Annotated in this window: 27 protein-coding genes; 25 read left to right on the forward strand and 2 right to left on the reverse strand. The window is 65.2% G+C overall.

What is annotated here, in order from left to right; translation table 11 throughout:
• The first annotated feature begins 228 nt into the window (after positions 1-228).
• The 7 genes from rplK (at position 229) to rplL (ending at position 5,396) form a co-directional block, all read left to right on the forward strand.
• On the forward strand, positions 229-660 hold the full coding sequence (gene rplK, locus AC1Q87_RS01415; RefSeq protein WP_492607250.1) for a 50S ribosomal protein L11: 432 nt from the start codon (positions 229-231) through the stop codon (positions 658-660).
• 4 nt (positions 661-664) lie between these two features.
• The gene (gene rplA, locus AC1Q87_RS01420; RefSeq protein WP_492607251.1) at positions 665-1,354 is read left to right on the forward strand and encodes a 50S ribosomal protein L1; all 690 of its coding nucleotides are present in this window, start codon (positions 665-667) and stop codon (positions 1,352-1,354) included.
• 132 nt (positions 1,355-1,486) lie between these two features.
• A complete protein-coding gene (locus tag AC1Q87_RS01425) occupies positions 1,487-2,683 on the forward strand; it encodes an acetyl-CoA C-acetyltransferase (RefSeq protein ID WP_492607252.1) in 1,197 nt (398 codons plus the stop codon).
• Between the two features lie 43 nt (positions 2,684-2,726).
• Entirely contained in the window at positions 2,727-3,554 is an 828-nt protein-coding gene (locus AC1Q87_RS01430; RefSeq protein ID WP_492607253.1) for an enoyl-CoA hydratase-related protein, read from the forward strand.
• Between the two features lie 114 nt (positions 3,555-3,668).
• The gene (locus tag AC1Q87_RS01435) at positions 3,669-4,106 is read left to right on the forward strand and encodes a DUF5367 family protein (RefSeq protein ID WP_492607254.1); all 438 of its coding nucleotides are present in this window, start codon (positions 3,669-3,671) and stop codon (positions 4,104-4,106) included.
• 348 nt (positions 4,107-4,454) lie between these two features.
• Positions 4,455-4,970, forward strand: coding sequence for a 50S ribosomal protein L10 (gene rplJ, locus AC1Q87_RS01440; protein ID WP_056018041.1), 516 nt, complete (start codon positions 4,455-4,457; stop codon positions 4,968-4,970).
• Positions 4,971-5,015: 45 nt separating this feature from the next.
• Positions 5,016-5,396, forward strand: a complete 381-nt coding sequence (gene rplL / locus AC1Q87_RS01445) for a 50S ribosomal protein L7/L12 (RefSeq protein WP_312167156.1) — start codon at positions 5,016-5,018, stop codon at positions 5,394-5,396.
• Positions 5,397-5,552: 156 nt separating this feature from the next.
• Here the strand turns inward: rplL and AC1Q87_RS01450 are convergent, their stop codons facing one another.
• Entirely contained in the window at positions 5,553-5,825 is a 273-nt protein-coding gene (locus tag AC1Q87_RS01450; RefSeq protein WP_436060998.1) for an usg protein, read from the reverse strand.
• Positions 5,826-6,394: 569 nt separating this feature from the next.
• Between AC1Q87_RS01450 and rpoB the strand changes: the two genes are divergently transcribed.
• The 3 genes from rpoB to AC1Q87_RS01465 all read left to right on the forward strand — a co-directional run bounded on the left by rpoB (position 6,395) and on the right by AC1Q87_RS01465 (position 15,206).
• Positions 6,395-10,465, forward strand: a complete 4,071-nt coding sequence (rpoB, locus tag AC1Q87_RS01455; protein ID WP_492607255.1) for a DNA-directed RNA polymerase subunit beta — start codon at positions 6,395-6,397, stop codon at positions 10,463-10,465.
• Between the two features lie 90 nt (positions 10,466-10,555).
• Entirely contained in the window at positions 10,556-14,749 is a 4,194-nt protein-coding gene (gene rpoC, locus AC1Q87_RS01460; RefSeq protein ID WP_492607256.1) for a DNA-directed RNA polymerase subunit beta', read from the forward strand.
• 121 nt (positions 14,750-14,870) lie between these two features.
• The gene (locus AC1Q87_RS01465; RefSeq protein WP_492607257.1) at positions 14,871-15,206 is read left to right on the forward strand and encodes a TFIIB-type zinc ribbon-containing protein; all 336 of its coding nucleotides are present in this window, start codon (positions 14,871-14,873) and stop codon (positions 15,204-15,206) included.
• 6 nt (positions 15,207-15,212) lie between these two features.
• Here the strand turns inward: AC1Q87_RS01465 and AC1Q87_RS01470 are convergent, their stop codons facing one another.
• Positions 15,213-15,848, reverse strand: coding sequence for a hypothetical protein (locus tag AC1Q87_RS01470; protein WP_492607258.1), 636 nt, complete (start codon positions 15,846-15,848; stop codon positions 15,213-15,215).
• A 333-nt stretch (positions 15,849-16,181) separates the two neighbouring features.
• Between AC1Q87_RS01470 and rpsL the strand changes: the two genes are divergently transcribed.
• The 15 genes from rpsL (at position 16,182) to rpmC (ending at position 26,745) form a co-directional block, all read left to right on the forward strand.
• Complete coding sequence (gene rpsL, locus AC1Q87_RS01475; protein ID WP_056018026.1) at positions 16,182-16,553, forward strand: 30S ribosomal protein S12; 372 nt, start codon at positions 16,182-16,184, stop codon at positions 16,551-16,553.
• Positions 16,554-16,565: 12 nt separating this feature from the next.
• Positions 16,566-17,039 (forward strand): 30S ribosomal protein S7, encoded by a 474-nt coding sequence (gene rpsG, locus AC1Q87_RS01480; protein ID WP_056018024.1) that lies wholly within the window; start codon positions 16,566-16,568, stop codon positions 17,037-17,039.
• 102 nt (positions 17,040-17,141) lie between these two features.
• The gene (fusA, locus tag AC1Q87_RS01485; protein ID WP_492607259.1) at positions 17,142-19,220 is read left to right on the forward strand and encodes an elongation factor G; all 2,079 of its coding nucleotides are present in this window, start codon (positions 17,142-17,144) and stop codon (positions 19,218-19,220) included.
• Between the two features lie 110 nt (positions 19,221-19,330).
• Positions 19,331-20,521: an elongation factor Tu gene (gene tuf, locus AC1Q87_RS01490; protein WP_492607243.1), complete on the forward strand. Its 1,191-nt coding sequence runs from the start codon at positions 19,331-19,333 to the stop codon at positions 20,519-20,521.
• 179 nt (positions 20,522-20,700) lie between these two features.
• On the forward strand, positions 20,701-21,528 hold the full coding sequence (locus AC1Q87_RS01495; protein WP_492607260.1) for a GIN domain-containing protein: 828 nt from the start codon (positions 20,701-20,703) through the stop codon (positions 21,526-21,528).
• 304 nt (positions 21,529-21,832) lie between these two features.
• Positions 21,833-22,141: a 30S ribosomal protein S10 gene (rpsJ, locus tag AC1Q87_RS01500; RefSeq protein WP_056018070.1), complete on the forward strand. Its 309-nt coding sequence runs from the start codon at positions 21,833-21,835 to the stop codon at positions 22,139-22,141.
• Between the two features lie 14 nt (positions 22,142-22,155).
• Complete coding sequence (gene rplC / locus AC1Q87_RS01505; protein WP_492607261.1) at positions 22,156-22,911, forward strand: 50S ribosomal protein L3; 756 nt, start codon at positions 22,156-22,158, stop codon at positions 22,909-22,911.
• Complete coding sequence (gene rplD, locus AC1Q87_RS01510) at positions 22,911-23,549, forward strand: 50S ribosomal protein L4 (RefSeq protein WP_183777105.1); 639 nt, start codon at positions 22,911-22,913, stop codon at positions 23,547-23,549. Before rplC ends, rplD begins: the two co-directional genes overlap by 1 nt.
• Entirely contained in the window at positions 23,549-23,848 is a 300-nt protein-coding gene (locus AC1Q87_RS01515) for a 50S ribosomal protein L23 (protein WP_056018075.1), read from the forward strand. Before rplD ends, AC1Q87_RS01515 begins: the two co-directional genes overlap by 1 nt.
• Positions 23,849-23,852: 4 nt before the next feature.
• Positions 23,853-24,689 carry a 50S ribosomal protein L2 gene (rplB, locus tag AC1Q87_RS01520; protein WP_492607262.1) on the forward strand — a complete coding sequence of 279 codons (837 nt, stop codon included), beginning with the start codon at positions 23,853-23,855 and terminating at the stop codon, positions 24,687-24,689.
• Positions 24,690-24,693: 4 nt separating this feature from the next.
• A complete protein-coding gene (gene rpsS, locus AC1Q87_RS01525) occupies positions 24,694-24,972 on the forward strand; it encodes a 30S ribosomal protein S19 (RefSeq protein WP_183777103.1) in 279 nt (92 codons plus the stop codon).
• Between the two features lie 2 nt (positions 24,973-24,974).
• The gene (gene rplV, locus AC1Q87_RS01530) at positions 24,975-25,355 is read left to right on the forward strand and encodes a 50S ribosomal protein L22 (protein WP_056018081.1); all 381 of its coding nucleotides are present in this window, start codon (positions 24,975-24,977) and stop codon (positions 25,353-25,355) included.
• Positions 25,355-26,113, forward strand: a complete 759-nt coding sequence (gene rpsC, locus AC1Q87_RS01535) for a 30S ribosomal protein S3 (RefSeq protein ID WP_267231791.1) — start codon at positions 25,355-25,357, stop codon at positions 26,111-26,113. The genes rplV and rpsC overlap by 1 nt, the downstream gene beginning before the upstream one ends.
• Positions 26,114-26,122: 9 nt before the next feature.
• On the forward strand, positions 26,123-26,551 hold the full coding sequence (gene rplP, locus AC1Q87_RS01540; RefSeq protein WP_183777101.1) for a 50S ribosomal protein L16: 429 nt from the start codon (positions 26,123-26,125) through the stop codon (positions 26,549-26,551).
• Entirely contained in the window at positions 26,551-26,745 is a 195-nt protein-coding gene (gene rpmC / locus AC1Q87_RS01545; RefSeq protein WP_492607263.1) for a 50S ribosomal protein L29, read from the forward strand. Before rplP ends, rpmC begins: the two co-directional genes overlap by 1 nt.
• Positions 26,746-26,747 lie beyond the last annotated feature (2 nt).

The following is a 26,747-nucleotide window of genomic DNA, read 5'->3' on the forward strand; positions in this document are numbered from 1 at the left end:
AGCCGGCCGATCGCGGTCAAGAATTTGGGGCGGCGCTTGCGGGCGCCGCCCTTTTTCATTCCGCGCCAAACCGTTGCGGCGGGCGGCGGCTCCTGCTATGAGCGCGCCCTTCCGGTCGGTGACTCACCGTCTGGACTGCGCGCGAGCGCGTCAAATCCGTGGGAGGGGAGGGCCACCTAACCCCGCACCACGGCTCAACCGACCGGCTTCCGGTCACGAGGAGAAACAATGGCCAAGAAGATTCTGGGCTATATCAAGCTGCAGGTGCCCGCGGGCTCCGCCACCCCGTCGCCGCCGATCGGCCCGGCGTTGGGTCAGCGCGGCGTCAACATCATGGGCTTCTGCAAGGAGTTCAACGCCCGCACCGAGAAGGAGCCGAAAGGCACCCCCCTGCCGACCGTGATCACGGTCTATCAGGACAAGTCCTTCACCTTCATCACGAAGACCCCGCCGGCGACCCACTTCATCAAGCAGGCGCTGAACATCAAGTCGGGTTCGAAGGCTCCGGGCCGCGAAAACGCCGGCTCGATCTCGCGCACCCAGCTGCGTGAAATCGCCGAGAAGAAGATGAAGGACCTCAACGCGAACGACGTTGAAGCCGCCGCCAAGATCATCGAGGGCTCCGCGCGCTCGATGGGCCTCGAAATCGTGGAGGCCTGATCACATGGCTAAGCAACCCAAGCGCATTCAGGCCTGGACTGGCGACCGTAACGCCACCCACGCTGTCGAAGCCGCCGTCTCGCTGGTCAAGGCCAACGCCAAGGCCAAGTTCGACGAGTCGATCGAAATCGCCGTCAACCTGGGCGTCGACCCGCGTCACGCCGACCAACAGGTCCGCGGCGTGGTGAGCCTGCCCTCGGGCACTGGCCGCGACGTTCGCGTCGCCGTCATCGCCAAGGACGCCAAGGCTGCTGAAGCCACCGCCGCCGGGGCCGACATCGTCGGCGCGGAAGAGCTGGTGGAGCGCATCCAAGGCGGCTTCATGGACTTCGACCGCGTCATCGCGACGCCGGACATGATGGCCCTCGTCGGCCGTCTGGGTAAGGTGCTCGGCCCGCGCGGCCTGATGCCGAACCCGCGCGTCGGCACCGTGACCCCGAACGTCGGCCAAGCCGTGAAGGACGCCAAGGGCGGCGCCATCGAGTTCCGCACCGAGAAGACCGGCATCATCCACGCCGGCATCGGCAAGGCCTCGTTCTCGGACGAAGCCCTGCTGGTGAACGTCCGCGCTCTGGTGGACGCGCTCAACAAGGCCAAGCCGTCGGGCGCCAAGGGCACCTACATCAAGAAGATCAGCCTGTCGTCGACGATGGGCCCGGGCTTCAAGGTGGACACCGGTTCGGTCGGCGCCTAAGCGCCCGCCACATCGGCAGAACTTCGAAGGGGAGCGGTCGCAAGGCCGCTCCCTTTTTCGTGGCCCGGTCGCGCTTGACCGCAGCGGCGTCCCTCGCCACTGACGATGCATACGTCGATCGAGGAAACGCCCATGAAACGCGCCGCCATCGTCTCCCCCGTCCGCACGCCGGTCGGCAAGTTCCTGGGCAGCCTGTCCAGCGTCACCGCCGGAGACCTCGGCGCGGTCATCCTCAAGGCGCTGGTGGAGCGCAGCGGGATCAACCCGGAAAAGATCGACGACGTGATCTTCGCCCAGGGCTACGCCAACGGCGAAGCGCCCTGCATCGCCCGCTGGTCGGCGCTGGCCGCCGGCCTGCCGATCACCGTGCCGGGCTATCAGCTCGACCGACGCTGCGGCTCGGGCCTGCAGGCCGTGGTCGATGCGGCGATGATGGTCCAAACCGGCGCAGCCGACGTGGTCGTCGCCGGCGGCGTCGAGAGCATGAGCAATGTCGAGTACTACAGCACCGACATGCGGGGCGGGGCGCGGGCCGGTTCGGTGACCATGCACGATCGCCTGGCGCGCGGCCGGGTCATGAGCCAGCCGATCGAGCGCTTCGGCGTGATCAGCGGCATGATCGAGACCGCCGAGAACCTGGCTCGCGACTACCAGATCAGCCGCGAGGAATGCGACGAGTACGCCGCGATGAGCCACCAGCGCGCGGCCGCGGCCTGGGCCGCCGGCAAGTTCGACGACGAGCTCGTGCCGGTGCCGGTCAAGCAGAAGAAGGGCGATCCGGTGCTGTTCGCCAAGGATGAAGGCGTGCGCGGCGATGCGACGGCCGAGAGCCTGAGCGCGCTGAAGCCGCTCGAAAAGGGCGGCGTGGTCACCGCCGGCAACGCCAGCCAGCAGAACGATGCGGCCGCCGCCTGCCTGGTGGTCGCCGAGGACAAGTTGGCCGAGCTGGGCCTGGAGCCGATGGGCTGGTTCGTTGGTTGGGCGGCCGCGGGCTGCGAACCCTCGCGCATGGGCATCGGCCCGGTGCCGGCGGTCGAGCGGCTGTTCGCCCGCACCGGCATGGGCTGGGACGACATCGATCTGGTCGAACTGAACGAGGCGTTCGCCCCTCAGGTGCTGGCGGTGCTGAAGGGCTGGGGCTGGGATGATCGCGACCGCCTGAACGTCAACGGCTCGGGCATCTCGCTGGGGCACCCGATCGGCGCTACCGGCGGGCGGATACTCGCCAACCTGCTGCACGAGCTGAAGCGTCGCGGCGGCCGCTATGGCCTGGAGACCATGTGCATCGGCGGCGGGCAGGGGATCGCGGCGGTGTTCGAAGCGGCCTAGGCGGCGGAGACCGCGGGCCGGGACGAGGTTTGGGAGGACCTCCATGGAACTGAAGACAACGCGCTACGAGATCGTCGAGGGCGGCGTAGCCGTCGTCACCTTGAGCCGGCCGAAACGGCGGAACGCCTGGACCGGGCGGATGCACACCGAATACCGCTGGCTGCTGGAGCAGGCCGACGCCGACAAGGCCGTCCGTGTGATCGTGGTCACCGGCGATCCGGAAGGGCAGGCGTTCTGCGCTGGGGCCGACCTCGGGGCGCTGGAAGGCCATTCGGAAAAGGGCCGCTACGACCCCGGCACCAGCGAGGACATCGCCCGGCCCGGTTTTGGCGTCGATCCGAACTTCGACGCGGCGTTCGCCTATCACTTCGGGGTCGGCAAGCCGATCATCGCCGCGATCAACGGCGCGGCGGCGGGCGTAGGGCTGGTGCTGGCGGCCTTCGCAGACCTGCGGTTCGCCGTGAAGGGTGCGAAGTTCACCGCGGCGCACGGACGCTTCAACTTCCCGGCCGAGTTCGGCCTTTCCTGGGTGCTGCCGCGGATCGTCGGCCTGACCCATGCCAACGACATCCTGCTGTCGAGCCGCACGTTCACCTCGGACGAGGCGGCGACGATGGGCTTTCTCAACCGCCTGACCGAGGCCGAGGCGTTGATGCCGGCGGTGCTCGAATACGCCCGCGCCATCGCGGCGAATGTGGCGCCAGGCTCGGCGCGCGAGACCAAGCGGCAGGTCTATCGCGACCTGCATCGGGATGCGGCCGCCGCAGTTACCGAGGCCGAGCGGTTGCTGGAGACGATGATCAAGGCCCCCGACTACAAGGAAGGGGTGAAGGCCTGGATGGAGAAGCGCCCGGCGCAGTGGACGGGCTAAGCCTTTTCTTCCCGCGTGACCCGGCTAAGCTCCGCCGGAACGCAAGGACGGAGGACGGCATGGTCACCGCTTGGGTCTTCGAAACGCTCTCGGTCAGCGACTGAGGGCGCGCCGATGGAGAAGGTCGAGTTGGCTGGACTGGCGACCGAAGACGTGGCGGAGGCCCAGAGCAAGGGCGCGCTGCATCTCTACGCCTGGTTCGCGGCGCGCGGGACGTTCGTCTGGGCGGTGTCGACGCTGGTCCTGCGGCTGCTGCCCAGCGCCTGGGTGGATCGGCCGGCCTGGACGCTGCTGATCACCGGATTGATCTCAGGCTCAGGGTTGGTGATCGCCACCCTGCTGTTCCTGCGGAAGATCGAGCAGCGTCACCGGATGGCGGCTCTGGCCTCGTTTGTCGCCCCGCAGATGGTTCTGGATGCGGGGGTGACGGTGTTCTTCACCCATGTGCTGCCGAACTTCCCCCCAGACCACGCGCCGCTGTTCGGAGCCTTTGTCCTCTGGGCCTATGCGGTGATGCTGACGACGGCCGTGATCGCGACCCGCCCGCGCTAGAGGCGCGCAGTTGTCATTCGGCGGCGATCGGTGTATGAGCCGCGCCTTCTAGAGTTTCGTTGTCTCGCAAGGGGCGACGGGGACGGAAGGGTTCTCCCTTCCATCCTGTCCAAGAACTGTGGGGATCCAGGGGCCGCCTGGGACCGTGACACGAGGAAGAGCCCTTCCTCGGCCATAGGGAGACGGGAAGATGAGGTTTCGCCGGCCATCGGCTTCGATGGGCGCGTGACCTGCGACTTCTCCGAAAAGGACAGGCCTAAACGATCCGCGTGCGGGTTCGCCTTCGCATGGGTCGTCTGCTGAGGTCGTCGGAATCGTCCGCCGACCTATCTGAGTATGGAGACCGCAATGGACCGCGCTCAAAAGCAGGAGTCGATCGAGACGCTTAAGGGCGTCTTCGCCGACGCCGGCGCCGTGGTCGTGACCCACAACCTGGGTCTGACCGTTGCGGAAATGACTGATCTTCGCCTCCGCCTCCGCAAGGAAGGCGCCGCGCTGAAGGTGGTGAAGAACACCCTGGCTCAAAAGGCCCTGGACGGCTCGATCGGTGAAGCGGGCGACGCCCTGTTCACCGGCCCGGTCGCCATCGCCTATGCGCCGGATCCCGTCACCGCCGCCAAGGTCACTGCTGAGTTCGCCAAGGGGAACGACAAGTTCTCCATCGTCGGCGGCTTCATGGGGACCGAGGTCCTGGACCAAAAGGCTGTCGCCGCCCTGGCGACCTTGCCTTCGCTGGACCAGCTCCGCGGCAAGATCATCGGCCTTCTGCAAGCCCCGGCCACCAAGGTCGCCGGCGTCCTGCAGGCTCCGGCCGGTCAGCTGGCTCGCGTCATGGGCGCTTATGCCGCCAAAGACGCCGCCTGATCGTCATTCCCGAACACAACCTCTATTTCCGTAAGGACCTAAACTATGTCGAAGCTTGAAAAGATCGTCGAAGAACTGTCGACCCTGACCGTTCTGGAAGCCGCTGAACTCTCGAAGCTGCTGGAAGAAAAGTGGGGCGTTTCGGCCGCTGCTCCGGTCGCCGTCGCCGCCGTCGGCGGCGCTGCCGCTCCGGCCGAAGCCGCCGAAGAGCAAACCGAGTTCACCGTTGTTCTGACCGCCGGTGGCGACAAGAAGATCAACGTGATCAAGGAAGTCCGCGGCGTCCGTCCGGACCTCGGCCTGAAGGAAGCCAAGGACCTGGTCGAAGGCGCTCCGCAGAACGTCGTCGAGAACGTCTCGAAGCAAGTCGCTGAAGAAGTGAAGAAGAAGCTCGAAGAAGCCGGCGCCACCGTCCAAGTGAAGTAAGCTGGAGCGCGACGGCCGGGCCCGGATACCGGTCCTGGCGCTCGTCGCGCGCTAGCGTCTTCCTGGCGCTCTTCTCTCGAGAAGGGCGGCGCGCAGTTTCTGCGTCTTTCGAACGGCCCCGGAGAGCGATCTCCGGGGTCGTTTTCGTTGCGGCCCTCAGTGCAGCTTGCAGGCGTCTTGGGCGATGCGGAACTGGGCCGGGCGAATCAACTCGCGGTGGGCGACGGTGATGGTGTGCAGCACGCCGTCCAGCTGGTGGCTCCAGAAGTCCAGGAACCGGTGCAGGTTTGGGAACTGCGGGTAGAGATCATACTCCTGCCAGAGATAGGTCTGGAGCAGGGCGGGGTGGTCAGGCATCCGGTAGAGGATCTCGGCCGTGGTGAGGCCGTATCCGGCGAGTTGGCGTTCAAAGTCGGCGCTGACGGCCATCTGTCGCCCTCCTTACACCTTTAAACGCGCCATGTTGCGCAAAGCTGCCGTCAAGCTTCCGGCGGATTCGGCCAATAGACAAGAAAATCAATATGTTGTCGCTCGACCGGGGCTGCTGCTGCCAGTTTGTGAGGCGGCGGCCGGCGCAAGGCGCCCGGCGGGCGACGTTTTCTGTGGATCGGGAACCTGCCGGTCGGCTCGCTGGTTGACGTCGCGCAGCTAACGAGAGATCCAAGGATGTCCCCGGGAGACGCCCGGGTCCGACCAAGATGGAGCGGCGTGGAGTCGATTGCCCACGCCGTTCCATTTTCATGTGGAAAGGGGGTTCCCTTCGCCGCATAAAACGCCTATCTGGCTCTCTTCGCGAAATTTAGGATTCGCCGCTTAGGCGACTTTTCACGCGCGCACGCTCCGAGGCATGGCCCGCCGCCCTCCGGCCATGCGAGGGAGCGCCCCTGGCGAAACAGGGGCTTCCAGCGTCCGGCGCCCGCAAGGGCGTTCGAGGGTGGACGCAGGACAACACGACCTGGCGCACGGAAACCGTTCCGGGCGTCGCTCAAGGGAACAAAATGGCGCAATCCTTCACTGGAAAGAAGCGGATCCGTAAGTCTTTCGGCCGCATCCCCGAAGCCGTGCAAATGCCGAACCTGATCGAGGTTCAGCGCTCCTCCTACGAACAGTTCCTGCAGCGCGAAGTGCGCCCGGCCGACCGCCGCGACGAGGGCGTCGAGGCGGTGTTCAAGTCGGTGTTCCCGATCAAGGACTTCAACGAGCGCGCGGTGCTCGAGTACGTGTCCTATGAGTTCGAAGAGCCGAAGTACGACGTCGAGGAATGCGTCCAGCGCGACATGACCTTCGCCGCGCCGCTGAAGGTCAAGCTGCGTCTGATCGTGTTCGAGACCGACGAAGAGACCGGCGCTCGCTCCGTGAAGGACATCAAGGAGCAGGATGTCTACATGGGCGACATCCCGCTCATGACCGAGAAGGGCACCTTCATCGTCAACGGCACGCAGCGGGTCATCGTCTCGCAGATGCACCGTTCGCCGGGCGTGTTCTTCGACCACGACAAGGGCAAGACCCACGCGTCGGGCAAGCTGCTGTTCGCCGCCCGCGTGATCCCGTACCGCGGCTCGTGGCTCGACTTCGAGTTCGACGCCAAGGACATCGTCTACGTTCGTATCGACCGTCGCCGTAAGCTGCCGGCCACGACCTTCCTCATGGGTCTGGGCATGGACGGCGAGGAAATCCTGTCGACGTTCTACGACACCGTCACCTACGAGAAGCGCGGCGCTGGTTGGGCCGCCCCGTACAAGGCCGAACGTTGGCGCGGCGCCAAGCCGGACTACGCCCTGATCGACGCCGACACCGGCGAAGAAGTGGCCCCGGCCGGCCAGAAGATCTCGGCGCGTAACGCCAAGAAGTTCGCCGACGGCGGCCTGAAGACCCTGCTGCTCGCCCCCGAGGCGCTCTTCGGCCGCTACCTGGCCGGCGACCTGGTGAACTTCGAGACCGGCGAAATCTATGCCGAAGCCGGCGACGAGCTGGATGCGGCGCTGCTCGCGGCGCTGGAAGAGCAAGGCTTCGACAAGCTCGACATCCTGGATGTCGACGAAGCCACGGTCGGCGCCTACATCCGCAACACCCTGCGCGTGGACAAGAACAACAGCCGTGAAGACGCGCTGTTCGACATCTACCGCGTCATGCGTCCGGGCGAGCCGCCGACGGTCGAAGCGGCCGAAGCCATGTTCAAGTCGCTGTTCTTCGACAGCGAGCGCTACGACCTCTCGTCGGTCGGCCGCGTGAAGATGAACATGCGCCTGGAGCTCGACTGCCCCGACGACGTCCGCATCCTGCGCAAGGAAGACGTCCTGGCGGTGCTGCAGACCCTGGTCGGCCTGCGCGACGGCAAGGGCGAAATCGACGACATCGACAACCTGGGCAACCGCCGGGTGCGTTCGGTCGGCGAACTGCTGGAAAACCAGTACCGCGTCGGTCTGCTGCGCATGGAGCGGGCGATCAAGGAGCGCATGTCGAGCGTCGATATCGACACCGTCATGCCGCACGACCTGATCAATGCGAAGCCGGCAGCCGCGGCCGTCCGCGAGTTCTTCGGATCCTCGCAGCTCTCGCAGTTCATGGACCAGACCAACCCGCTGTCGGAAATCACCCACAAGCGCCGCCTCTCGGCGCTTGGCCCGGGCGGTCTGACCCGCGAGCGCGCCGGCTTCGAAGTCCGCGACGTGCACCCGACCCACTACGGCCGGATCTGCCCGATCGAGACGCCGGAAGGTCCGAACATCGGCCTGATCAACTCGCTGGCCACCCACGCGGTGGTCAACAAGTACGGCTTCATCGAAAGCCCGTACCGCCGGGTGAAGGACGGCAAGACGACCGACGAGGTCGTCTACATGTCGGCGATGGAAGAGGCCAAGCACGTCATCGCCCAGGCCAACATCAAGCTGAACGGCGGCGAGATCGCCGAGGACCTGGTCCCCGGCCGGATCAATGGCGAACCTTCGCTGCTGCCGAAGGACACCGTCGACCTGATGGACGTGTCGCCCAAGCAGGTCGTTTCGGTCGCCGCCTCGCTGATCCCGTTCCTTGAAAACGACGACGCCAACCGCGCCCTCATGGGCTCGAACATGCAGAAGCAGGCCGTGCCGCTCATCCAATCGGATGCGCCGCTGGTCGGCACCGGCATGGAAGCGGTCGTGGCCGTCGACTCCGGCGCTGTCGTGGTCGCCCGCCGCACCGGCGTGGTCGAGCAGATCGACGGCACCCGGATCGTCATCCGCGCCACGGAAGAGACCGACCCGACCAAGGCCGGCGTCGATATCTACCGCCTGCAGAAGTTCCAGCGCTCGAACACCTCGACCTGCATCAACCAGCGTCCGCTGGTGCGCGTGGGCGACAAGGTGGCCAGCGGCGACGTCATCGCCGACGGTCCGTCGACCGAGCTGGGCGAACTGGCGCTGGGCCGCAACACCCTCGTCGCGTTCATGCCGTGGAACGGCTACAACTTCGAGGACTCGATCCTGATCTCCGAGCGCATCGTGCGCGACGATATCTTCACCTCGATCCACCTCGAGGAGTTCGAGGTGATGGCCCGCGACACCAAGCTGGGTCCGGAAGAAATCACCCGCGACATCCCGAACGTCGGCGAGGAAGCCCTGCGCAACCTCGACGAAGCGGGCATCGTGGCGATCGGCGCCGAAGTCCAGCCGGGCGACATCCTGGTCGGCAAGGTCACGCCGAAGGGCGAAAGCCCGATGACGCCGGAAGAAAAGCTGCTGCGCGCCATCTTCGGTGAAAAGGCCTCGGACGTGCGCGACACGTCGCTGCGCCTGCCGCCGGGCGTGGCCGGCACGATCGTGGAAGTCCGCGTCTTCAACCGTCACGGTGTGGACAAGGACGAGCGCGCGATGGCCATCGAGCGCGCCGAGATCGACCGTCTGGGCAAGGACCGCGACGACGAGTTCGCGATCCTGAACCGCAACATGACCGTTCGTCTGCGCGAGCTGCTGATCGGCAAGACCGCCGTCTCGGGCCCGAAGGGCCTGGGCCGCGGCGAGGTCACCGCCGAGAAGCTGGAAGAAATCGCGCCGGGTCTGTGGTGGCAGATCGCCATGGACGACGAGAAGGCGATGGGCGAGCTGGAGGCCATGCGCCGTCAGTTCGACGAGGCCCGCAAGCGCCTCGACCGTCGCTTCGAGGACAAGGTCGACAAGCTGCAGCGCGGCGACGAACTGCCCCCGGGCGTGATGAAGATGGTCAAGGTCTTCGTGGCCGTGAAGCGCAAGCTTCAGCCGGGCGACAAGATGGCCGGCCGTCACGGCAACAAGGGGGTCATCTCCAAGATCCTGCCGATCGAGGACATGCCCTACCTGGAAAGCGGCCAGCACGTGGACATCGTGCTGAACCCGCTGGGCGTGCCGTCGCGGATGAACGTCGGTCAGATCTTCGAAACCCACCTGGGCTGGGCGGCTGCGGGCCTCGGCAAGCAGATCGCCGACCTGTTGGAAGCCTGGCAGAACGGCGGCCAGAAGCAGGCCCTGATCGATCACCTGCGTCAGATCTACGGTCCGGACCAGGAGCTTCCCGAGTCGACGGAAGAGCTGATCGAACTGGCGAAGAACCTCAGCAAGGGCGTGCCCTATGCGACCCCGGTCTTCGACGGCGCGCACATCGACGACATCGAGAACCTGCTCGAGTCGGCGGGCCTGGCGCGTTCGGGCCAATCGATCCTGTACGACGGCCAGACCGGCGAGCAGTTCAAGCGTCCGGTCACGGTCGGCTACATCTACATGCTGAAGCTGCACCACCTGGTCGACGACAAGATCCACGCCCGTTCGATCGGCCCGTACTCGCTCGTTACCCAGCAGCCGCTGGGCGGTAAGGCGCAGTTCGGCGGTCAGCGCTTCGGGGAAATGGAAGTGTGGGCTCTGGAAGCCTACGGCGCGGCCTACACCCTGCAGGAAATGCTGACGGTGAAGTCCGACGACGTGGCCGGCCGGACCAAGGTCTACGAGTCCATCGTCCGCGGCGACGATACCTTCGAAGCCGGCATCCCCGAGAGCTTCAACGTGCTCGTCAAGGAAATGCGCTCGCTGGGTCTGAATGTGGAGCTGGAGAACGGCTAACGCCGGGCTTCGACTTCGCCGCTTGTGCGAGGGGAGGGGCCGTCAGCTTCTCCCCATCGCCTCTGGAAATACTGACGAACTGGAAAATCGATGAACCAGGAAGTCCTGAATATCTTCAATCCGGTCCAGGCCGCTCCGACCTTCGACCGCATCCGTATCGCCCTGGCCTCGCCGGAAAAGATCCGCTCGTGGTCGTTTGGCGAGATCAAGAAGCCCGAGACCATCAACTACCGGACCTTCAAGCCGGAACGCGATGGCCTGTTCTGCGCCCGTATCTTTGGCCCGACCAAGGACTACGAATGCCTGTGCGGCAAGTACAAGCGCATGAAGTACAAGGGCATCATCTGTGAAAAGTGCGGCGTCGAGGTCACCCTCGCGCGCGTCCGCCGCGAGCGGATGGGCCATATCGAACTGGCCTCGCCGGTCGCCCACATCTGGTTCCTGAAGTCGCTGCCGAGCCGCATCTCGATGATGCTCGACATGGCGCTGAAGGACATCGAGCGCGTCCTGTACTTCGAGTACTACATCGTCACCGAGCCGGGCCTGACGCCTCTGAAGCAGCACCAGCTGCTGTCGGAAGACGACTACATGCGCGCCCAGGAAGAGTACGGCGACGACAGCTTCACCGCCGAGATCGGCGCCGAAGCGGTCCAGGGCCTGCTCAAGGCGATCGACCTTCCGAAGGAAGCCGACCGTCTGCGTGAGGAACTCCTCACCATCACCTCGGAAATGAAGCTCAAGAAGACGTCCAAGCGTCTGAAGCTCATCGAGAGCTTCATCGAGAGCGGCAACAAGGCCGAGTGGATGATCCTGTCGGTCGTGCCGGTGATCCCGCCGGAACTGCGCCCGCTGGTGCCGCTGGACGGCGGCCGCTTCGCGACGTCCGACCTGAACGACCTGTATCGCCGGGTCATCAACCGGAACAACCGCCTCAAGCGCCTTATCGAGCTGCGCGCCCCGGACATCATCATCCGCAACGAAAAGCGGATGCTGCAGGAAGCCGTGGACGCCCTGTTCGACAACGGCCGTCGCGGCCGCGTCATCACCGGCGCCAACAAGCGCCCGCTGAAGTCGCTCGCCGACATGCTGAAGGGCAAGCAAGGCCGCTTCCGTCAGAACCTGCTCGGCAAGCGCGTCGACTATTCGGGCCGTTCGGTCATCGTCGTCGGTCCGGAGCTGAAGCTGCACGAGTGCGGCCTGCCGAAGAAGATGGCGCTCGAGCTGTTCAAGCCGTTCATCTATGCGCGCCTGGACGCCAAGGGCCTGTCGGGCACCGTCAAGCAATCCAAGCGCATGGTCGAGCGTGAGCAGCCGGCGGTCTGGGACATCCTGGACGAGGTGATCCGCGAGCACCCGGTTCTGCTGAACCGCGCGCCGACGCTTCACCGTCTGGGCATCCAGGCGTTCGAGCCGAAGCTGATCGAGGGCAAGGCCATCCAGCTGCACCCGCTGGTCTGCGCCGCGTTCAACGCCGACTTCGACGGCGACCAGATGGCCGTGCACGTCCCGCTGAGCCTCGAGGCTCAGCTGGAAGCGCGCGTCCTGATGATGTCGACCAACAACATCCTGTCGCCCGCCAACGGCCGCCCGATCATCGTGCCGTCGCAGGACATCGTGCTTGGCCTCTACTACCTGTCGCTGGCCAAGGACAAGGAGCCGGGCGAGGGCAAGCTGTTTGCTGACCTGGGCGAAATCGACGCCGCGCTCGACGCCCGGGTCGTGACCCTGCACAGCAAGGTCAAAGCCCGCCACACCGAGATGAACGCGGAAGGCGAGCTGGTCCGCAAGGTGATCGATACGACGCCGGGCCGAATGAAGATCGCGGCGCTGTTCCCGCAGAACCCGGCCATCGGCCATCGTCTGCTGGAAAAGAACCTGACCAAGAAGGAAATCGGCAACCTGATCGACGCCGTCTACCGCCACTGCGGTCAGAAGGCGACGGTCATCTTCGCCGACCAGATCATGGCGCTGGGGTTCAAGGAAGCGGCCAAGGCGGGCATCTCCTTCGGCAAGGATGACATCATCATCCCCGAGCGGAAGAAGCCGATCGTCGAACAGACCCGCAAGCTGGTCGAGGAGTACGAGCAACAGTACGCCGACGGCCTGATCACCAAGGGCGAGAAGTACAACAAAGTCGTCGACGCGTGGGCCAAGGCCACCGACCGCGTCGCGGACGAGATGATGTTGGAGATCTCGACCTCGGAGAAGGACGAGACCGGCCGTGAAAAGGAGATCAACTCGATCTTCATGATGGCCAACTCCGGCGCCCGCGGTTCGCAGGCCCAGATGAAGCAACTCGGCGGGATGCGCGGCCTGATGGCCAAGCCGTCCGGCGAGATCATCGAGACGCCGATCATCTCGAACTTCAAGGAAGGCCTGTCCGTCCAGGAGTACTTCAACTCCACCCACGGCGCTCGTAAGGGCCTGGCCGACACCGCGCTGAAGACCGCCAACTCCGGCTATCTGACGCGTCGTCTGGTCGACGTGGCGCAGGACTGCATCATCAACGAGGAAGACTGCGGCACGACCCGGGGCATCACCCTGCGCGCCGTGGTCGAGGGCGGCGACGTCCTGGTCTCGCTGGGCACTCGCGTGCTGGGCCGCTTCGCGGCCGAGGACGTCAAGGACCCGGGCACCGGCGAAGTCATCGTGCCCGCCGACAGCTATCTCGACGAGAACATGTGCGACATCGTCGAGGCCGCCGGCGTCCAGTCGATCAAGGTGCGTTCGGTCCTGACCTGCGAAGCCAAGGTCGGCGTCTGCGGCGCCTGCTACGGCCGCGACCTGGCACGCGGGACTCCGGTCAACATCGGTGAAGCGGTCGGCGTCATCGCCGCCCAATCCATCGGCGAGCCGGGCACCCAGCTGACCATGCGGACCTTCCACATCGGCGGTACGGCCCAGGTGGCCGAGCAGTCGTTCTTCGAGACGGGCAACGAAGGCGTGGCGCGGATCGTGGGCGGCATGACCGTCCAGGCTCCGGACGGCGACTTCGTGGTGCTGAGCCGCAACCTGCAGATCATCGTGCAGGTCGATGGCAAGGACCGCGAGTCCTACAAGCCGCCGTACGGCACGCGCCTGAAGGTCAAGGACGGCGACAAGGTCAAGCGCGGCCAGCGCCTGGCCGAATGGGACCCCTACTCGAACCCGATCATCTCGGAAGTGGGCGGCCGCGTCCGCTTCGAGGACCTGGTCGAGAACGTCTCGGTCCGTGAGGAAGCCGACGAAGCCACCGGCATCTCGAACCGCGTGGTCATCGACTGGCGCGCTTCGACCAAGGGCGGCGATCTGCGTCCGGCCATGGCGGTGCTGGACGCCGAGGGCGCCTATCGGCGGATCTCGAACGGCGGTGAAGCTCGGTACCTGCTGCCGGTCGGCGCCATTCTCTCGGTCGGCGACGGTGACGAGATCAAGCCGGGCGAAGTGCTGGCCCGCGTCTCGACGGAAAGCGCCAAGACCCGCGACATCACCGGCGGTCTGCCGCGCGTCGCCGAACTCTTCGAAGCTCGCCGTCCGAAGGACTGCGCGGTCATCGCCGAGATGGACGGCCGCGTCGAATTCGGTCGGGACTACAAGAACAAGCGCCGGATCAAGATCACCCCCGAGGATGGTGGCGAACCGGTCGAGTTCCTGATCCCGAAGGGCAAGCACATTGCGGTTCACGACGGCGACGTCATCCGCAAGGGCGAGTACCTGATCGACGGCAACCCGGATCCGCACGACATCCTGCGTATCCTGGGCATCGAGGCCCTGGCCGAGTTCCTCGTGGACGAGATCCAGGACGTCTATCGACTGCAAGGCGTGCCGATCAACGACAAGCACATCGAGACGATCGTTCGTCAGATGCTGCAGAAGGGTGAGATCCTCGAGCCGGGCGACACCGGCCTGCTCAAGGGCGACCACCTGGATATGACGGAGATCAACGAGGAGAACGCCAAGGCGGAAGCCCGCGGCGGTCGCCTTGCGATCACCCAGCCGGTCCTGCTCGGCATCACCAAGGCGTCGCTGCAAACCCGCAGCTTCATCTCGGCGGCGTCGTTCCAGGAAACCACCCGCGTCCTCACCGAGGCGTCCGTCCAGGGCAAGAGCGACACCCTGGAAGGCCTGAAAGAGAACGTGATCGTGGGCCGTCTGATCCCGGCCGGCACCGGTTCGTACCTGCGCAACCTGCAGCGCATCGCCACCAAGCGCGACGAGGCCCTGGCGGCCAGCCGCGAAGAAGCGATGGAGCCGCTGCCGGAAGTCATCGCGGTCGACGCGGAGGCCGAGAAGGTCGACAACTAAGCGGCTCTTCCAGTCTGTGAGCCGTAGAACGGCCCGGGAGCGATCCCGGGCCGTTTTTCGTGGCCGCAAGGTCGCGGTGAGGGGGGCGGCTTCCTAAGTGTGATCCTCAAGGAGGACACCGATGCCGCTGCTGCTATGCCCCAACTGCAATGTCTCGATGCAGAACGTCGCCCGCTCGGGCGTCGAACTCGACATGTGCCCAAGCTGTCGGGGCGTCTGGCTCGACCGGGGCGAACTGGAAAAGATCCTTGGCGCCGGTCGCGAGACCCAGCAGGGCGAGGTGCAGGCGCGCGAGCGCTTCGACCGCGAAATCGACAACTTCCACCGCGATCCGGACGCCTGGAAGCGGGCCCATCCCTACGACAGCGACCGCAAGCGCTATCGCTATGACGAGGACGACTATTATCGTCACAAGAAGAAAAAGAAGGGCTTCGACATCTTCGACATCTTCGACTGACGATCGCTACTGACGGGGCGTCCAGACTTCAGGGAAGGGGTTGGGCGCCTCCGACGGCCGCGGATCGTGGGTGATCCCTGGCGGCACGTTGCCGCGCTTGTAGCGCTGGTAGGCCTCCTTCTTCGCCGCCGCCTCATCGAAGGCCTGGCGCTTGCGCGGGTCCATCGGCGGCTGGAAGAAGGGCGCGTCCTTCGCGCCCGCTCCCAGCTTCTCCTGACAAGCCTCGCGTTCCTCACGGGTCAGCAGGGACGGGTTGGCGCAGCCGGCCGCCCCGCGCCGAAGCGCCTGGCGCAGGTCGGCGGGCGGGGCAGGGGCGCCCGGCTCGGCGGGCTCCAGCGTCCAGGGCCCGCTCGCCGGCGGCGCGCGCGGCGTCACCAGGGGCGCGACAGGAGATGTCTCGCCTGGTCGAAGCGTCCGGCGCGGACGGATCGGTCGCTCGACAAGCGGCGGCAGGCGATCGGCCTGCGGCGCACGGGGGACGGGGAGCACATAGTAGGGCACGACCTGCACCTCCATGACCGGCGGCGCAGGGGCGAGGCTTAGCTTCGGCTCGCGCAGACCGAGTACGGCCAGGACCGCGGCGTGCGCCAGCAGCGAGGCGCCCAGCAACGCGTACAGCCTCGATCGGCGCGCGGCGGCCATCGGCTCTCCTCGGTTGCAACCGTCACCATTCGCCGCGTTCGCCGCGGCGAATTCGTGACGGATCGCCTGTGGAAGAGCGCGAAAAGCCCTTTCGTTCACAAGCGTTGACGACTGCGGGCTTCACGAGTATGAACCGCGCTCCTTTCGAGGCCGGGGATTCCCTCAGCCCCGATGAACGGTTGGCCGGAAACGGTCGGCCAGGCCCGCCGGAACGCAGGAGATCGCGCGCCGGCGAGTTTTTGCGTTCACCGGGCGGTTTCGAAACCAGAAACGACTACAACCCCTATCGAGGCGCTACGGCCAAACGGCACACGCCTCCAGAGCAGAGATTAGATGCCTACAGTCAACCAGCTCATCCGCAAGCCTCGGCAGGACAAGCCGTCGCGCAACAAGGTGCCGGCCCTGAAGGGCTGCCCCCAGCGTCGCGGCGTTTGCACCCGCGTCTATACGACGACCCCGAAGAAGCCGAACTCCGCGCTTCGTAAGGTCGCCAAGGTGCGTCTGACCACCGGCATTGAAGCGGTGTGCTACATCCCCGGCGAAGGCCATAACCTGCAGGAGCACTCCGTCGTGCTCATCCGCGGCGGCCGGGTGAAGGACCTTCCGGGCGTCCGCTACCACATCCTGCGCGGCGTGCTCGACACCCAAGGGGTCAAGGACCGCAAGCAGCGTCGTTCGCTCTACGGCGCCAAGCGTCCGAAGTAAGGAATAAGAAGAATGTCCCGTCGTCGTCGCGCCGATAAACGTGAAGTCCTTCCGGATCCCAAGTTCGGAGACCTCACCGTCACGAAGTTCATGAACTACGTGATGTACGAAGGCAAAAAAGCTGTCGCTGAGAACATCCTCTACGGCGCTTTCGATATCCTGGAAGCCAAGCGCAAGGACCAGACCCCGCTGGAGACGTTCCACGCGGCCCTGGAAAATGTCGCCCCCGGCATCGAAGTCCGTTCCCGCCGGGTCGGCGGCGCCACCTACCAGGTGCCGGTCGAAGTCCGTCCGGACCGTCGTAAGGCGCTGGCCATCCGCTGGCTGGTGACCGCCGCCCGCAAGCGCGGCGAGAACACCATGACCGAGAAGCTGGCCGGCGAACTGCTGGACGCCTCCTCGAACCGCGGCACCGCCGTCAAGAAGCGTGAAGACACGCACAAGATGGCCGAAGCCAACCGCGCCTTCTCGCACTACCGCTGGTAAGACCCGGCATCCATCGCTTTCCGGCGCGGGCGGTTTGAGTTAAACCGCCCGCGCCGTTCGTTCAGCTACTCCCGAACGCCCCACTTCAGCAGAGCTTCCGCTATGCCCCGCACGCACAAAATCGAAGACTACCGCAACTTCGGCATCATGGCGCACATCGACGCCGGTAAGACGACGACGACGGAGCGGATCCTCTACTACACCGGCAAGTCCCATAAGATCGGCGAAGTCCACGACGGCGCCGCGACCATGGACTGGATGGAGCAGGAGCAGGAGCGTGGCATCACGATCACCTCCGCTGCGACCACGGCGTTCTGGAACGACAAGCGCCTGAACATCATCGACACCCCCGGCCACGTGGACTTCACCATCGAAGTCGAACGCTCGCTGCGCGTGCTCGACGGCGCCGTGACGGTGCTGGACGGCAACGCCGGCGTTGAGCCGCAGACCGAGACCGTCTGGCGTCAGGCCGACAAGTACAACGTTCCGCGGATCGTGTTCGTCAACAAGATGGACAAGCTCGGCGCCGACTTCGACAAGTCGGTCGAGTCGATCCGTGACCGCCTCGGTGCGAAGGCTGTTCCGATCCAATTCCCGATCGGCGCTGAATCGGCGCTGAAGGGCCTGGTCGACCTTGTCCGCATGAAGGCGGTTGTCTGGGACAACGACGGCCTGGGCGCGTCCTTCCGTGACGAAGAGATCCCGGCTGACCTGCTGGACAAGGCCGTAGAGGCTCGCCAGTACCTGATCGAGAACGCCGTCGAACTCGACGACGATGCGATGGAAGCTTATCTGGGCGGCGAAGAGCCCTCGGAAGAGACCATCAAGAAGTGCATCCGTAAGGCGGTTCTGACCGGCGCGTTCTACCCGATCCTCTGCGGCTCGGCGTTCAAGAACAAGGGCGTCCAGCCGCTGCTCGACGCGGTCGTCGACTACCTGCCGTCGCCGCTCGACATCCCGCCGACCCCGGGCATCGACTTCCGCACCGAAGAGCCGGTCGTGCGCCGCGCCTCGGACGACGAGCCGCTGTCGGTTCTGGCGTTCAAGATCATGGACGACCCCTTCGTCGGTTCGCTGACCTTCTGCCGCATCTACTCGGGTAAGCTCGAGACCGGCATGAGCCTGATGAACTCGACCCGCGACAAGAAGGAACGCGTCGGCCGCATGCTGCTGATGCACTCCAACAATCGCGAGGACATCAAGGAAGCCTACGCCGGCGACATCGTCGCGCTGGCCGGCCTGAAGGAAACCCGCACCGGCGACACCCTGTGCGACCCGACCAAGTCGCCGGTGATCCTGGAGCGCATGGAGTTCCCGGCTCCGGTTATCGAGATCGCCGTCGAGCCCAAGTCGAAGGCCGACCAGGAAAAGCTGGGCGTCGCCCTGGCCAAGCTGGCGTCGGAAGATCCGTCCTTCACCGTCTCGACCGACCACGAGTCGGGCCAGACGATCCTGAAGGGCATGGGCGAGCTGCACCTGGACATCAAGATCGACATCCTGAAGCGGACCTACAAGGTCGAAGCCAACATCGGCGCGCCGCAGGTGGCCTATCGTGAAAGCCTGGGGCGTAAGGTCGACATCGACTACACCCACAAGAAGCAGACCGGCGGTACGGGCCAGTTCGCCCGCGTCATGATCACGTTCGAGCCGGGCGAGCCGGGTTCGGGCTTCGTGTTCGAGAGCGCGATTGTCGGCGGCGCGGTGCCGAAGGAATACATCCCCGGCGTCGAAAAGGGCCTGGAATCGGTCAAGGACAACGGCCTGCTGGCCGGCTTCCCGCTGATCGACTTCAAGGCGACCCTGACCGACGGCAAGTACCACGACGTCGACTCCAGCGTGCTGGCCTTCGAAATCGCCTCCCGCGCGGCGTTCAAGGAACTGCGTGAGAAGGGCGCTCCGAAGCTGCTCGAACCGATCATGGCCGTCGAGGTCGTGACCCCGGAAGAGTACCTCGGTTCGGTCATCGGCGACCTGAACGGCCGCCGTGGCATGATCCAGGGCCAGGACACTCGCGGCAACGCGATCGTCGTGAACGCGTTCGTCCCGCTGGCGAACATGTTCGGCTACGTGAACACCCTTCGTGGGATGTCGCAGGGCCGCGCCCAGTTCACCATGCAGTACGACCACTACGACCCGGTGCCGCAACACGTCGCCGACGAAGTGATCAAGAAGTACGCGTAACGTTCTTCCTCGGAAGAACGTTCGAGTAGAGTTTGGACGATCTCCTCGGAGATCGTCCGGGCCCCCAACCCTAGTTTAGAGGACAAGCCCAAACAGGGCTGGAGCTTGAAATGGCTAAAGAAAAGTTCGAACGCAATAAGCCGCACTGCAACATCGGCACGATTGGTCACGTTGACCATGGCAAGACGACGCTGACGGCTGCGATCACCCTGACGCTGGCGAAGACCGGCGGCGCGAAGGCGATGAACTACGCCGACATCGACGCTGCGCCGGAAGAGAAGGCGCGCGGCATCACGATCAACACGGCGCACGTGGAATACGAGACGGCTGACCGTCACTACGCGCACGTCGACTGCCCCGGCCACGCCGACTACGTGAAGAACATGATCACGGGCGCGGCGCAGATGGACGGCGCGATCCTGGTGGTGTCGGCCGCTGACGGCCCGATGCCGCAGACCCGCGAGCACATCCTGCTGGCCCGTCAGGTCGGCGTGCCGGCGCTGGTGGTGTTCATGAACAAGGTCGACATGGTCGACGACGCTGAGCTGCTGGACCTGGTCGAGATGGAAGTGCGCGAGCTGCTTTCGTCGTACCAGTTCCCGGGCGACGACATTCCGATCGTCAAGGGTTCGGCCCTGGCGGCGGTCGAAGACCGCAACCCGGAAATCGGCGCGGACCGCATCCTCGAGCTGATGACCCAGGTTGACGCCTACATTCCGCAGCCGGAGCGTCCGGTGGACCTGCCGTTCCTGATGCCGGTGGAAGACGTGTTCTCGATCTCGGGCCGCGGCACCGTGGTGACCGGCCGGATCGAAAAGGGCATCGTCAAGGTCGGCGAGGAAGTCGAGATCGTCGGCATCCGTCCGGTTCAGAAGACGACCTGCACGGGCGTCGAAATGTTCCGCAAGCTGCTGGACCAAGGTCAAGCCGGCGACAACGTGGGCGTGCTGCTGCGCGGCACCAAGCGTGAAGACGTCGAGCGCGGCCAGGTTCTCTGCAAGCCGGGTTCGATCACGCCGCACACGAAGTTCGTGGCCGAGGCGTACATCCTGACCAAGGAAGAAGGCGGCCGTCACACTCCGTTCTTCACCAACTACCGCCCGCAGTTCTACTTCCGCACGACCGACGTGACCGGCATCATCCGCCTGAAGGAAGGCGTTGAGATGATCATGCCGGGCGACAACGCCGAGCTGGACGTCGAGCTGATCACCCCGATCGCCATGGACCAAGGCCTGCGCTTCGCCATTCGCGAAGGCGGCCGGACCGTCGGCGCCGGCGTCGTGGCCAAGATCGTCGAGTAAGCGATCTAAGCCACAGTCGACAGACTGATGATCAGGCCGCCGAGGGAAACCTCGGCGGCCTTTTCGTTTTCCGGAGCAACTGCACCATGACGCCGAAGTCATGACCCGGAATTAAGCTGACCGGTGCGGCGCCCAGGCCTACCGTCCCCATCAGGTTGTTCAGCTAGGCGGAGAAAGACATGCGTCTTCCGGTGATCATGATCGGGCTCGGGGCCGCAATGGCGGCGGGCGCGGCGCACGCGCAGTCGGTCGAGATCAAGGACGCTGTCGTCCGCGTCACGGTCATCCCCGAGGCGCGCAGCGACATCAAGGTCGAGTTCCTGTCGACGCACCCCAAACTGCCGGTCCAGGTCCGCCAGGTCGGCGGCAAGGTGGTGGTGGACGGCGGGCTTAACCGCAAGATCCGCAGCTGCGAAGGCGACGGCGCCCGCGCCTCGGTCAACGTCGCCGGCATCGGGTCGATCGCCTATGCGAATATGCCGCAGGTGGTGATCCGGACCCCGCGGGACGTGAACCTCGACAGCGGCGGGGCGGTGTTCGGCACGATCGGCAAATCCGACAGTCTCGAGCTTTCCAACGCCGGCTGCGGCGACTGGACAGTGGCCAATGTGACCGGCCAGCTCAAGCTCAATCAGGCCGGCTCGGGCGACACCTATGTCGGCAGCGTCGGCCGCGCCAGCCTCCGCGTCGCCGGCTCGGGCGACATCAAAACCCGGGCGGTCAAAGGCCCGATGGACGTCAACCTGGCCGGCTCAGGCGATGTCTGGACGGCCTCGCTCGACGGCCCGCTGGACGTCAAGATCGCCGGCTCGGGAGACGTGAAGGTGGCCGGCGGCCAGGTCGGCGCGATGACCGTCTCGGTGGCTGGATCCGGCGGCGTGGTCGTCGACGGCGCCGCGGAGTCGCTGAAGGCCCGCATCGCCGGCTCGGGCGACGTCAAGGTCAAGGCCGTGAAGGGCGCCGTCTCGAAGGCGGTCCTGGGCTCGGGCGACGTAGTGATCGGCTAGGGCAGGGCGGCCGGCCCACCGGCAAGTCTTGACGCCGGCGAGTCACCCACGTATAGACGCGCCTCCTGTTGGACCGGCTGTGTGCTTCGAAGTGATTTGAAGCACAGACGCGGTTCGCAGAACGGCCTGGAAATCGATGAAAATCGAGGTTTCGGGACAGGGCCTCGCGAAGCGTTCGCGTGGGCTCACGTCGTTTTTGCGGACTTACGCGTACGAGCGTCTCCTATGAGGCGTTCGGGTTGGTCTTTGAAATGGTCAATGTCACGCGGACGTTCGTCGTCTGTAGGGGAAACTAAAGAGCGATATGGATCGTCAGAACATCCGCATCCGGCTCAAAGCCTTCGATCACCGCGTGCTGGACCATTCCACACGCGAGATCGTCAATACGGCTAAGCGCACCGGCGCGACCGTCCGGGGGCCCATCCCCCTGCCGACGCAAATCGAAAAATTCACCGTCAACCGCTCGCCGCACGTCGACAAGAAGTCGCGCGAGCAGTTCGAAATCCGCACGCACAAGCGCGTGCTCGATATCGTCGACCCCACCCCGCAGACCGTGGACGCGCTCATGAAGCTCGACCTGTCCGCCGGCGTGGACGTCGAGATCAAGCTTTAAGAGGGGATCGGTCGATGCGTACCGGCGTGATCGCCAAGAAACTGGGTATGGCTCGCTTCTTCGATGAAGGCGGCGTCCATGTTCCTGTGACCGTGCTCAGCCTCGAAGGCTGCCAGGTCACGGGTCAGCGCACCCAGGACAAAGACGGCTATGTGGCTCTCCAGCTCGGTGCTGGCGCCAAGAAAGCCAAGAACACTTCGAAGGCCATGCGCGGCCACTTCGCCAAGGCTCAGGTCGAGCCGAAGCGCGAAGTCGCGGAATTCCGCGTCACCGAAGAGAACCTGATCGAAGTTGGCGCGGAGTTCACCGCCGACCACTTCGTCGCCGGCCAAAAGGTCGACGTCACCGCCCTCACGGTCGGTAAGGGTTTCGCCGGCGCCATGAAGCGCTGGAACTTCGGCGGCATGCGCGCGACCCACGGCGTCTCGGTCTCGCACCGGGCCCACGGTTCGACCGGTAACCGCCAGGATCCGGGCAAGACCTTCAAGAACAAGAAGATGGCCGGCCATCTCGGCCAAGAGACCGTCACCACCCTCAACGTCACCGTCTGGAAGGTCGACGCCGAGCGTGGCCTGATCCTCGTGAAGGGCTCCGTGCCCGGCACCGAGGGCACCTTCGTGAAGATCCGCGACGCGGTGAAGTCGGCTCGTCCGGCTGAAGCCCCGATCCCGGGCGGCTTCCGTAAGGCTGGCCAAGCGGCTGCGGCTCCGGCTGCTGAGGCTCCTGCGGTGGAAGAGGCTCCGGCCGAAGCTGGGGGCGAAGAACAGTAATGAAACTCGACGTCATCAAACTCGACGGCGGGAAGGGCGGTTCGGTTGAACTGTCCGACGCCGTCTTCGGCATCGAAGAGATCCGCGGGGACATCCTCCAGCGCATGGTCACCTGGCAACTTGCCAAGCGCCGCGCCGGCACCCACAAGATCCAGGTCCGCAACGAGGTCTCTCGTACGGGCAAGAAGATGTACAAGCAGAAGGGCACCGGCGGCGCCCGTCACGGTTCGCGCCGTGCGGCCCAGTTCGTCGGCGGCGCCAAGGCCCACGGGCCGGTCGTGCGCAGCCACGCCTTCGACCTGACCAAGAAGTTCCGCGCCCTGGCCCTGCGCCATGCGCTGTCCTCGAAGGTCAAGTCGGGCGCTCTGGTTGTCGTCGACAGCGTGGCCCTGACCGAGGTCAAGACCTCGGCCCTGCGCGCCAACTTCGACAAGATCGGCCTGAAGAACGCGCTGGTCATCGCCGGCGCCGAGGTCGACGCGAACTTCGCGATGGCCGCTCGCAACATCCCGAACGTGGATGTCCTGCCGAACGCCGGCCTGAACGTCTACGACGTGCTGCGTCGCAAGACCCTGGTCCTGACCAAGGACGCGGTCGAAGCGATCAACGCGCGCTTTGCTGAGAAGGAAGCTGCGTAATGGCCGACCCCGTCGCCCGCCACTACGACGCCATCCTGTCGCCGGTGATCACGGAAAAGGCCACCCTGCTCTCGGAGCAGAACAAGGTCGTTTTCCGCGTCGCCAATGACGCGACGAAGGATGAAATCGCCGCCGCTGTCGAAGCGCTGTTCAAGGTCAACGTCACCAAGGTCAACACCTTGGTGGTGAAGGGCAAGACCAAGCGTTTCCGCGGCCGTCCGGGCCGTCGCTCGGACGTCAAGAAAGCTGTCGTGACCCTGGCCGAAGGCCAGTCGATCGACATCACCACGGGGCTCTAGTTCGATGGCTCTGAAGCATTTTAATCCGACCTCGCCGGGCCGTCGCGGCCTTGTGCTGATCGACCGGTCCGAGCTCCACAAGGGCCGTCCGGAAAAGTCGCTCGTCGAAGGCCTGACCAAGTCGGGCGGTCGTGGCGGCAACGGCCGTATCGCTGTCCGCTTCCGCGGCGGCGGCGCCAAGCGCCTGTACCGCAAGGTCGACTTCAAGCGTCGCAAGTTCGACGTGCCGGCCACGGTTCAGCGTCTCGAGTACGACCCGAACCGCACCGCGTTCATCGCCCTCATCAAGTATGAGGACGGAGAACTGGCCTATATCCTGGCCCCGCAACGCCTGAAGGCTGGCGACGTTGTCGTCGCCTCCGAAAAGGCCGACGTAAAGCCGGGCAACGCCATGCCGCTCCGTGGCATGCCGATCGGCACGATCATCCACAACATCGAGCTGAAGCCCCTCAAGGGCGGCCAGCTCGCTCGCTCGGCTGGCGCCTACGCTCAGCTGGTCGGCCGTGACGCCGGCTACGCCCAGATCCGTCTGGGCTCGGGCGAACTGCGGATGGTTCAAGACACCTGCATGGCCACGGTCGGCGCGGTGTCCAACCAGGACCACATGAACCAGGTTCTGGGCAAGGCCGGCCGCACCCGCCACATGGGCTTCCGCCCGCACGTCCGCGGCGTCGTCATGAACCCGGTCGACCACCCGCACGGCGGCGGTGAAGGCCGCACCTCGGGCGGCCGCCACCCGGTCACCCCGTGGGGCAAGCCGACCAAGGGCTCGAAGACCCGCACCAACAAGGCGACGGATAAGTACATCATCCGTTCGCGTCACGCTCGGAAGGCTCGCTAAGCCCATGACCCGTTCTGTTTGGAAAGGTCCGTTCGTCGACGGATACCTCCTCAAGAAGGCCGACAACGCTCTGTCGTCCGGCCGGAAGGACGTCATCAAGACCTGGTCGCGCCGTTCGACCATCATGCCGCAATTCGTCGGCCTGACGTTCGGCGTGCACAACGGTCAGAAGCACGTCCCCGTGCTGATCAGCGAAGACATGGTCGGCATGAAGCTCGGTGAGTTCGCTCCGACCCGGTACTTCCCTGGTCACGCGGCCGACAAGAAGGCCAAGAGGAAGTAACCATGGCAAAGCAAGCTAAAGCGCGCCGGCTGACCGGCGTTGAGGCGATGGCCAAGGTGACGACCCTGCGCACCAGCCCGCGTAAACTGAACCTCGTGGCTCAGTCGATCCGCGGCCTGAAGGTGCAGCGCGCCCTCAACGAGCTGGAGTTCAGCCACAAGCGCATCGCCCGCGATGTGCGCAAGGCGCTCTACTCGGCCATCTCGAACGCCGAGAACAACCACAACCTCGACATCGACAATCTGGTCGTCGCCGAGGCCTTCGTGGGCAAGAACCTGGTGATGAAGCGCTTCGCCGCCCGCGCTCGCGGTCGTGCTTCGCGCATCGAAAAGCCGTTCAGCGAGATCACCATCGTGGTCCGCGAATTGGGTGAGGCCGCCTGATGGGTCAGAAAGTCAATCCGGTCGGGCTTCGCCTCGGCATCAACCGCACGTGGGACTCGCGCTGGTTCGCCAAGAAGGCGGACTACGGCAAGCTCCTGCATGAGGACATCAAGATCCGCAAGCAGCTGAAGAAGCGCCTGTATCAAGCTGGCGTTTCGCGGATCATCATCGAGCGTCCGCACAAGAAGTGCCGCATCACCATCTATGCCGCGCGCCCCGGCGTGATCATCGGCAAGAAGGGCGCGGACATCGACAAGCTGCGCAAGGACGTTGCGGCGATCACGGAAGGCGAAGTTCACCTGAACATCGTCGAAATCCGTAAGCCGGAAACCGACGCCCAGCTGGTGGCCGAGAACATCGCCCAGCAGCTCGAGCGCCGCGTCGCGTTCCGCCGCGCCATGAAGCGTTCGCTGCAAAGCGCGATGCGTCTGGGCGCCAAGGGCATGCGCATCGAAGTGGCCGGCCGTCTGGGCGGCGCCGAAATCGCCCGTACCGAGTCGTACCACGAGGGCCGCGTTCCGCGTCACACCCTCCGCGCCGACATCGACTACGGCGTGACCGAGGCCTCGACCACCTACGGCATCATCGGCGTGAAGGTGTGGGTCTTCAAGGGCGAGGTCCTGGACCACGACCCGATGGCTCTCGACAAGCGCCTGGCCTCGGAATCCGGCCCGGCCGGCGAGGGCGGCGGACGTGAACGTGGCGACCGCGGTGACCGCGGCCCGCGCCGCGACCGTCGTGAGCAAGCTGGAGCCTAAGGTAGAGCCATGCTGTCTCCGAAGAAGACCAAGTACCGCAAGCAGTTCAAGGGCAAGATCCACGGCGTTGCGAAGGGCGGCTTTTCGCTGAACTTCGGCTCCTACGGTCTGAAGTCCGTCGAACCGGAACGCATCACCGCTCGTCAGATCGAAGCGGCTCGTCGGGCGATCACTCGCCAGATGAAGCGCCAAGGTCGCGTGTGGATCCGGATCTTCCCGGACGTTCCGGTCACCGACAAGCCGGCCGAAGTGCGGATGGGTAAGGGCAAGGGCGCGGTCGAGTACTGGGCCGCGCGCGTTCACCCTGGCCGCATCATGTTTGAAATCGACGGCGTGCCGGACGATGTCGCTCGTGAAGCTCTGCGCCTCGGCGCGGCCAAGCTTCCCGTGAAGACCCGCATCGTCACCCGCATCGACGCCGCCGTGGAGCACGCGTGATGAAGATCGACGATATCCGGGGCATGACGCCCGACCAACTCGGCGAGGCCCTGCTGAACCTGAAGAAAGAGCAGTTCAACCTGCGCTTCCAGGCGGCGACCGGCCAGGTCGAGAAGACCCACCGCGTGAACGAAGTCCGTAAGGACATCGCGCGGATCAAGACCGTCCTGCGCTCCAAGCAGACCCCGGCCTAAGG

The sequence above is a fragment of the Phenylobacterium sp. GW823-FHT02A09 genome (assembly GCF_058797775.1).

Bases quoted from the DNA above. Each gene is read 5' to 3' on its own strand.
- rplK (WP_492607250.1), top strand. From the start codon at position 229: ATGGCCAAGAAGATTCTGGGCTATATCAAGCTGCAGGTGCCCGCGGGC.
- rplA (WP_492607251.1), top strand. From the start codon at position 665: ATGGCTAAGCAACCCAAGCGCATTCAGGCCTGGACTGGCGACCGTAAC.
- AC1Q87_RS01425 (WP_492607252.1), top strand. From the start codon at position 1,487: ATGAAACGCGCCGCCATCGTCTCCCCCGTCCGCACGCCGGTCGGCAAG.
- AC1Q87_RS01430 (WP_492607253.1), top strand. From the start codon at position 2,727: ATGGAACTGAAGACAACGCGCTACGAGATCGTCGAGGGCGGCGTAGCC.
- AC1Q87_RS01435 (WP_492607254.1), top strand. From the start codon at position 3,669: ATGGAGAAGGTCGAGTTGGCTGGACTGGCGACCGAAGACGTGGCGGAG.
- rplJ (WP_056018041.1), top strand. From the start codon at position 4,455: ATGGACCGCGCTCAAAAGCAGGAGTCGATCGAGACGCTTAAGGGCGTC.
- rplL (WP_312167156.1), top strand. From the start codon at position 5,016: ATGTCGAAGCTTGAAAAGATCGTCGAAGAACTGTCGACCCTGACCGTT.
- AC1Q87_RS01450 (WP_436060998.1), bottom strand. From the start codon at position 5,825: ATGGCCGTCAGCGCCGACTTTGAACGCCAACTCGCCGGATACGGCCTC.
- rpoB (WP_492607255.1), top strand. From the start codon at position 6,395: ATGGCGCAATCCTTCACTGGAAAGAAGCGGATCCGTAAGTCTTTCGGC.
- rpoC (WP_492607256.1), top strand. From the start codon at position 10,556: ATGAACCAGGAAGTCCTGAATATCTTCAATCCGGTCCAGGCCGCTCCG.
- AC1Q87_RS01465 (WP_492607257.1), top strand. From the start codon at position 14,871: ATGCCGCTGCTGCTATGCCCCAACTGCAATGTCTCGATGCAGAACGTC.
- AC1Q87_RS01470 (WP_492607258.1), bottom strand. From the start codon at position 15,848: ATGGCCGCCGCGCGCCGATCGAGGCTGTACGCGTTGCTGGGCGCCTCG.
- rpsL (WP_056018026.1), top strand. From the start codon at position 16,182: ATGCCTACAGTCAACCAGCTCATCCGCAAGCCTCGGCAGGACAAGCCG.
- rpsG (WP_056018024.1), top strand. From the start codon at position 16,566: ATGTCCCGTCGTCGTCGCGCCGATAAACGTGAAGTCCTTCCGGATCCC.
- fusA (WP_492607259.1), top strand. From the start codon at position 17,142: ATGCCCCGCACGCACAAAATCGAAGACTACCGCAACTTCGGCATCATG.
- tuf (WP_492607243.1), top strand. From the start codon at position 19,331: ATGGCTAAAGAAAAGTTCGAACGCAATAAGCCGCACTGCAACATCGGC.
- AC1Q87_RS01495 (WP_492607260.1), top strand. From the start codon at position 20,701: ATGCGTCTTCCGGTGATCATGATCGGGCTCGGGGCCGCAATGGCGGCG.
- rpsJ (WP_056018070.1), top strand. From the start codon at position 21,833: ATGGATCGTCAGAACATCCGCATCCGGCTCAAAGCCTTCGATCACCGC.
- rplC (WP_492607261.1), top strand. From the start codon at position 22,156: ATGCGTACCGGCGTGATCGCCAAGAAACTGGGTATGGCTCGCTTCTTC.
- rplD (WP_183777105.1), top strand. From the start codon at position 22,911: ATGAAACTCGACGTCATCAAACTCGACGGCGGGAAGGGCGGTTCGGTT.
- AC1Q87_RS01515 (WP_056018075.1), top strand. From the start codon at position 23,549: ATGGCCGACCCCGTCGCCCGCCACTACGACGCCATCCTGTCGCCGGTG.
- rplB (WP_492607262.1), top strand. From the start codon at position 23,853: ATGGCTCTGAAGCATTTTAATCCGACCTCGCCGGGCCGTCGCGGCCTT.
- rpsS (WP_183777103.1), top strand. From the start codon at position 24,694: ATGACCCGTTCTGTTTGGAAAGGTCCGTTCGTCGACGGATACCTCCTC.
- rplV (WP_056018081.1), top strand. From the start codon at position 24,975: ATGGCAAAGCAAGCTAAAGCGCGCCGGCTGACCGGCGTTGAGGCGATG.
- rpsC (WP_267231791.1), top strand. From the start codon at position 25,355: ATGGGTCAGAAAGTCAATCCGGTCGGGCTTCGCCTCGGCATCAACCGC.
- rplP (WP_183777101.1), top strand. From the start codon at position 26,123: ATGCTGTCTCCGAAGAAGACCAAGTACCGCAAGCAGTTCAAGGGCAAG.
- rpmC (WP_492607263.1), top strand. From the start codon at position 26,551: ATGAAGATCGACGATATCCGGGGCATGACGCCCGACCAACTCGGCGAG.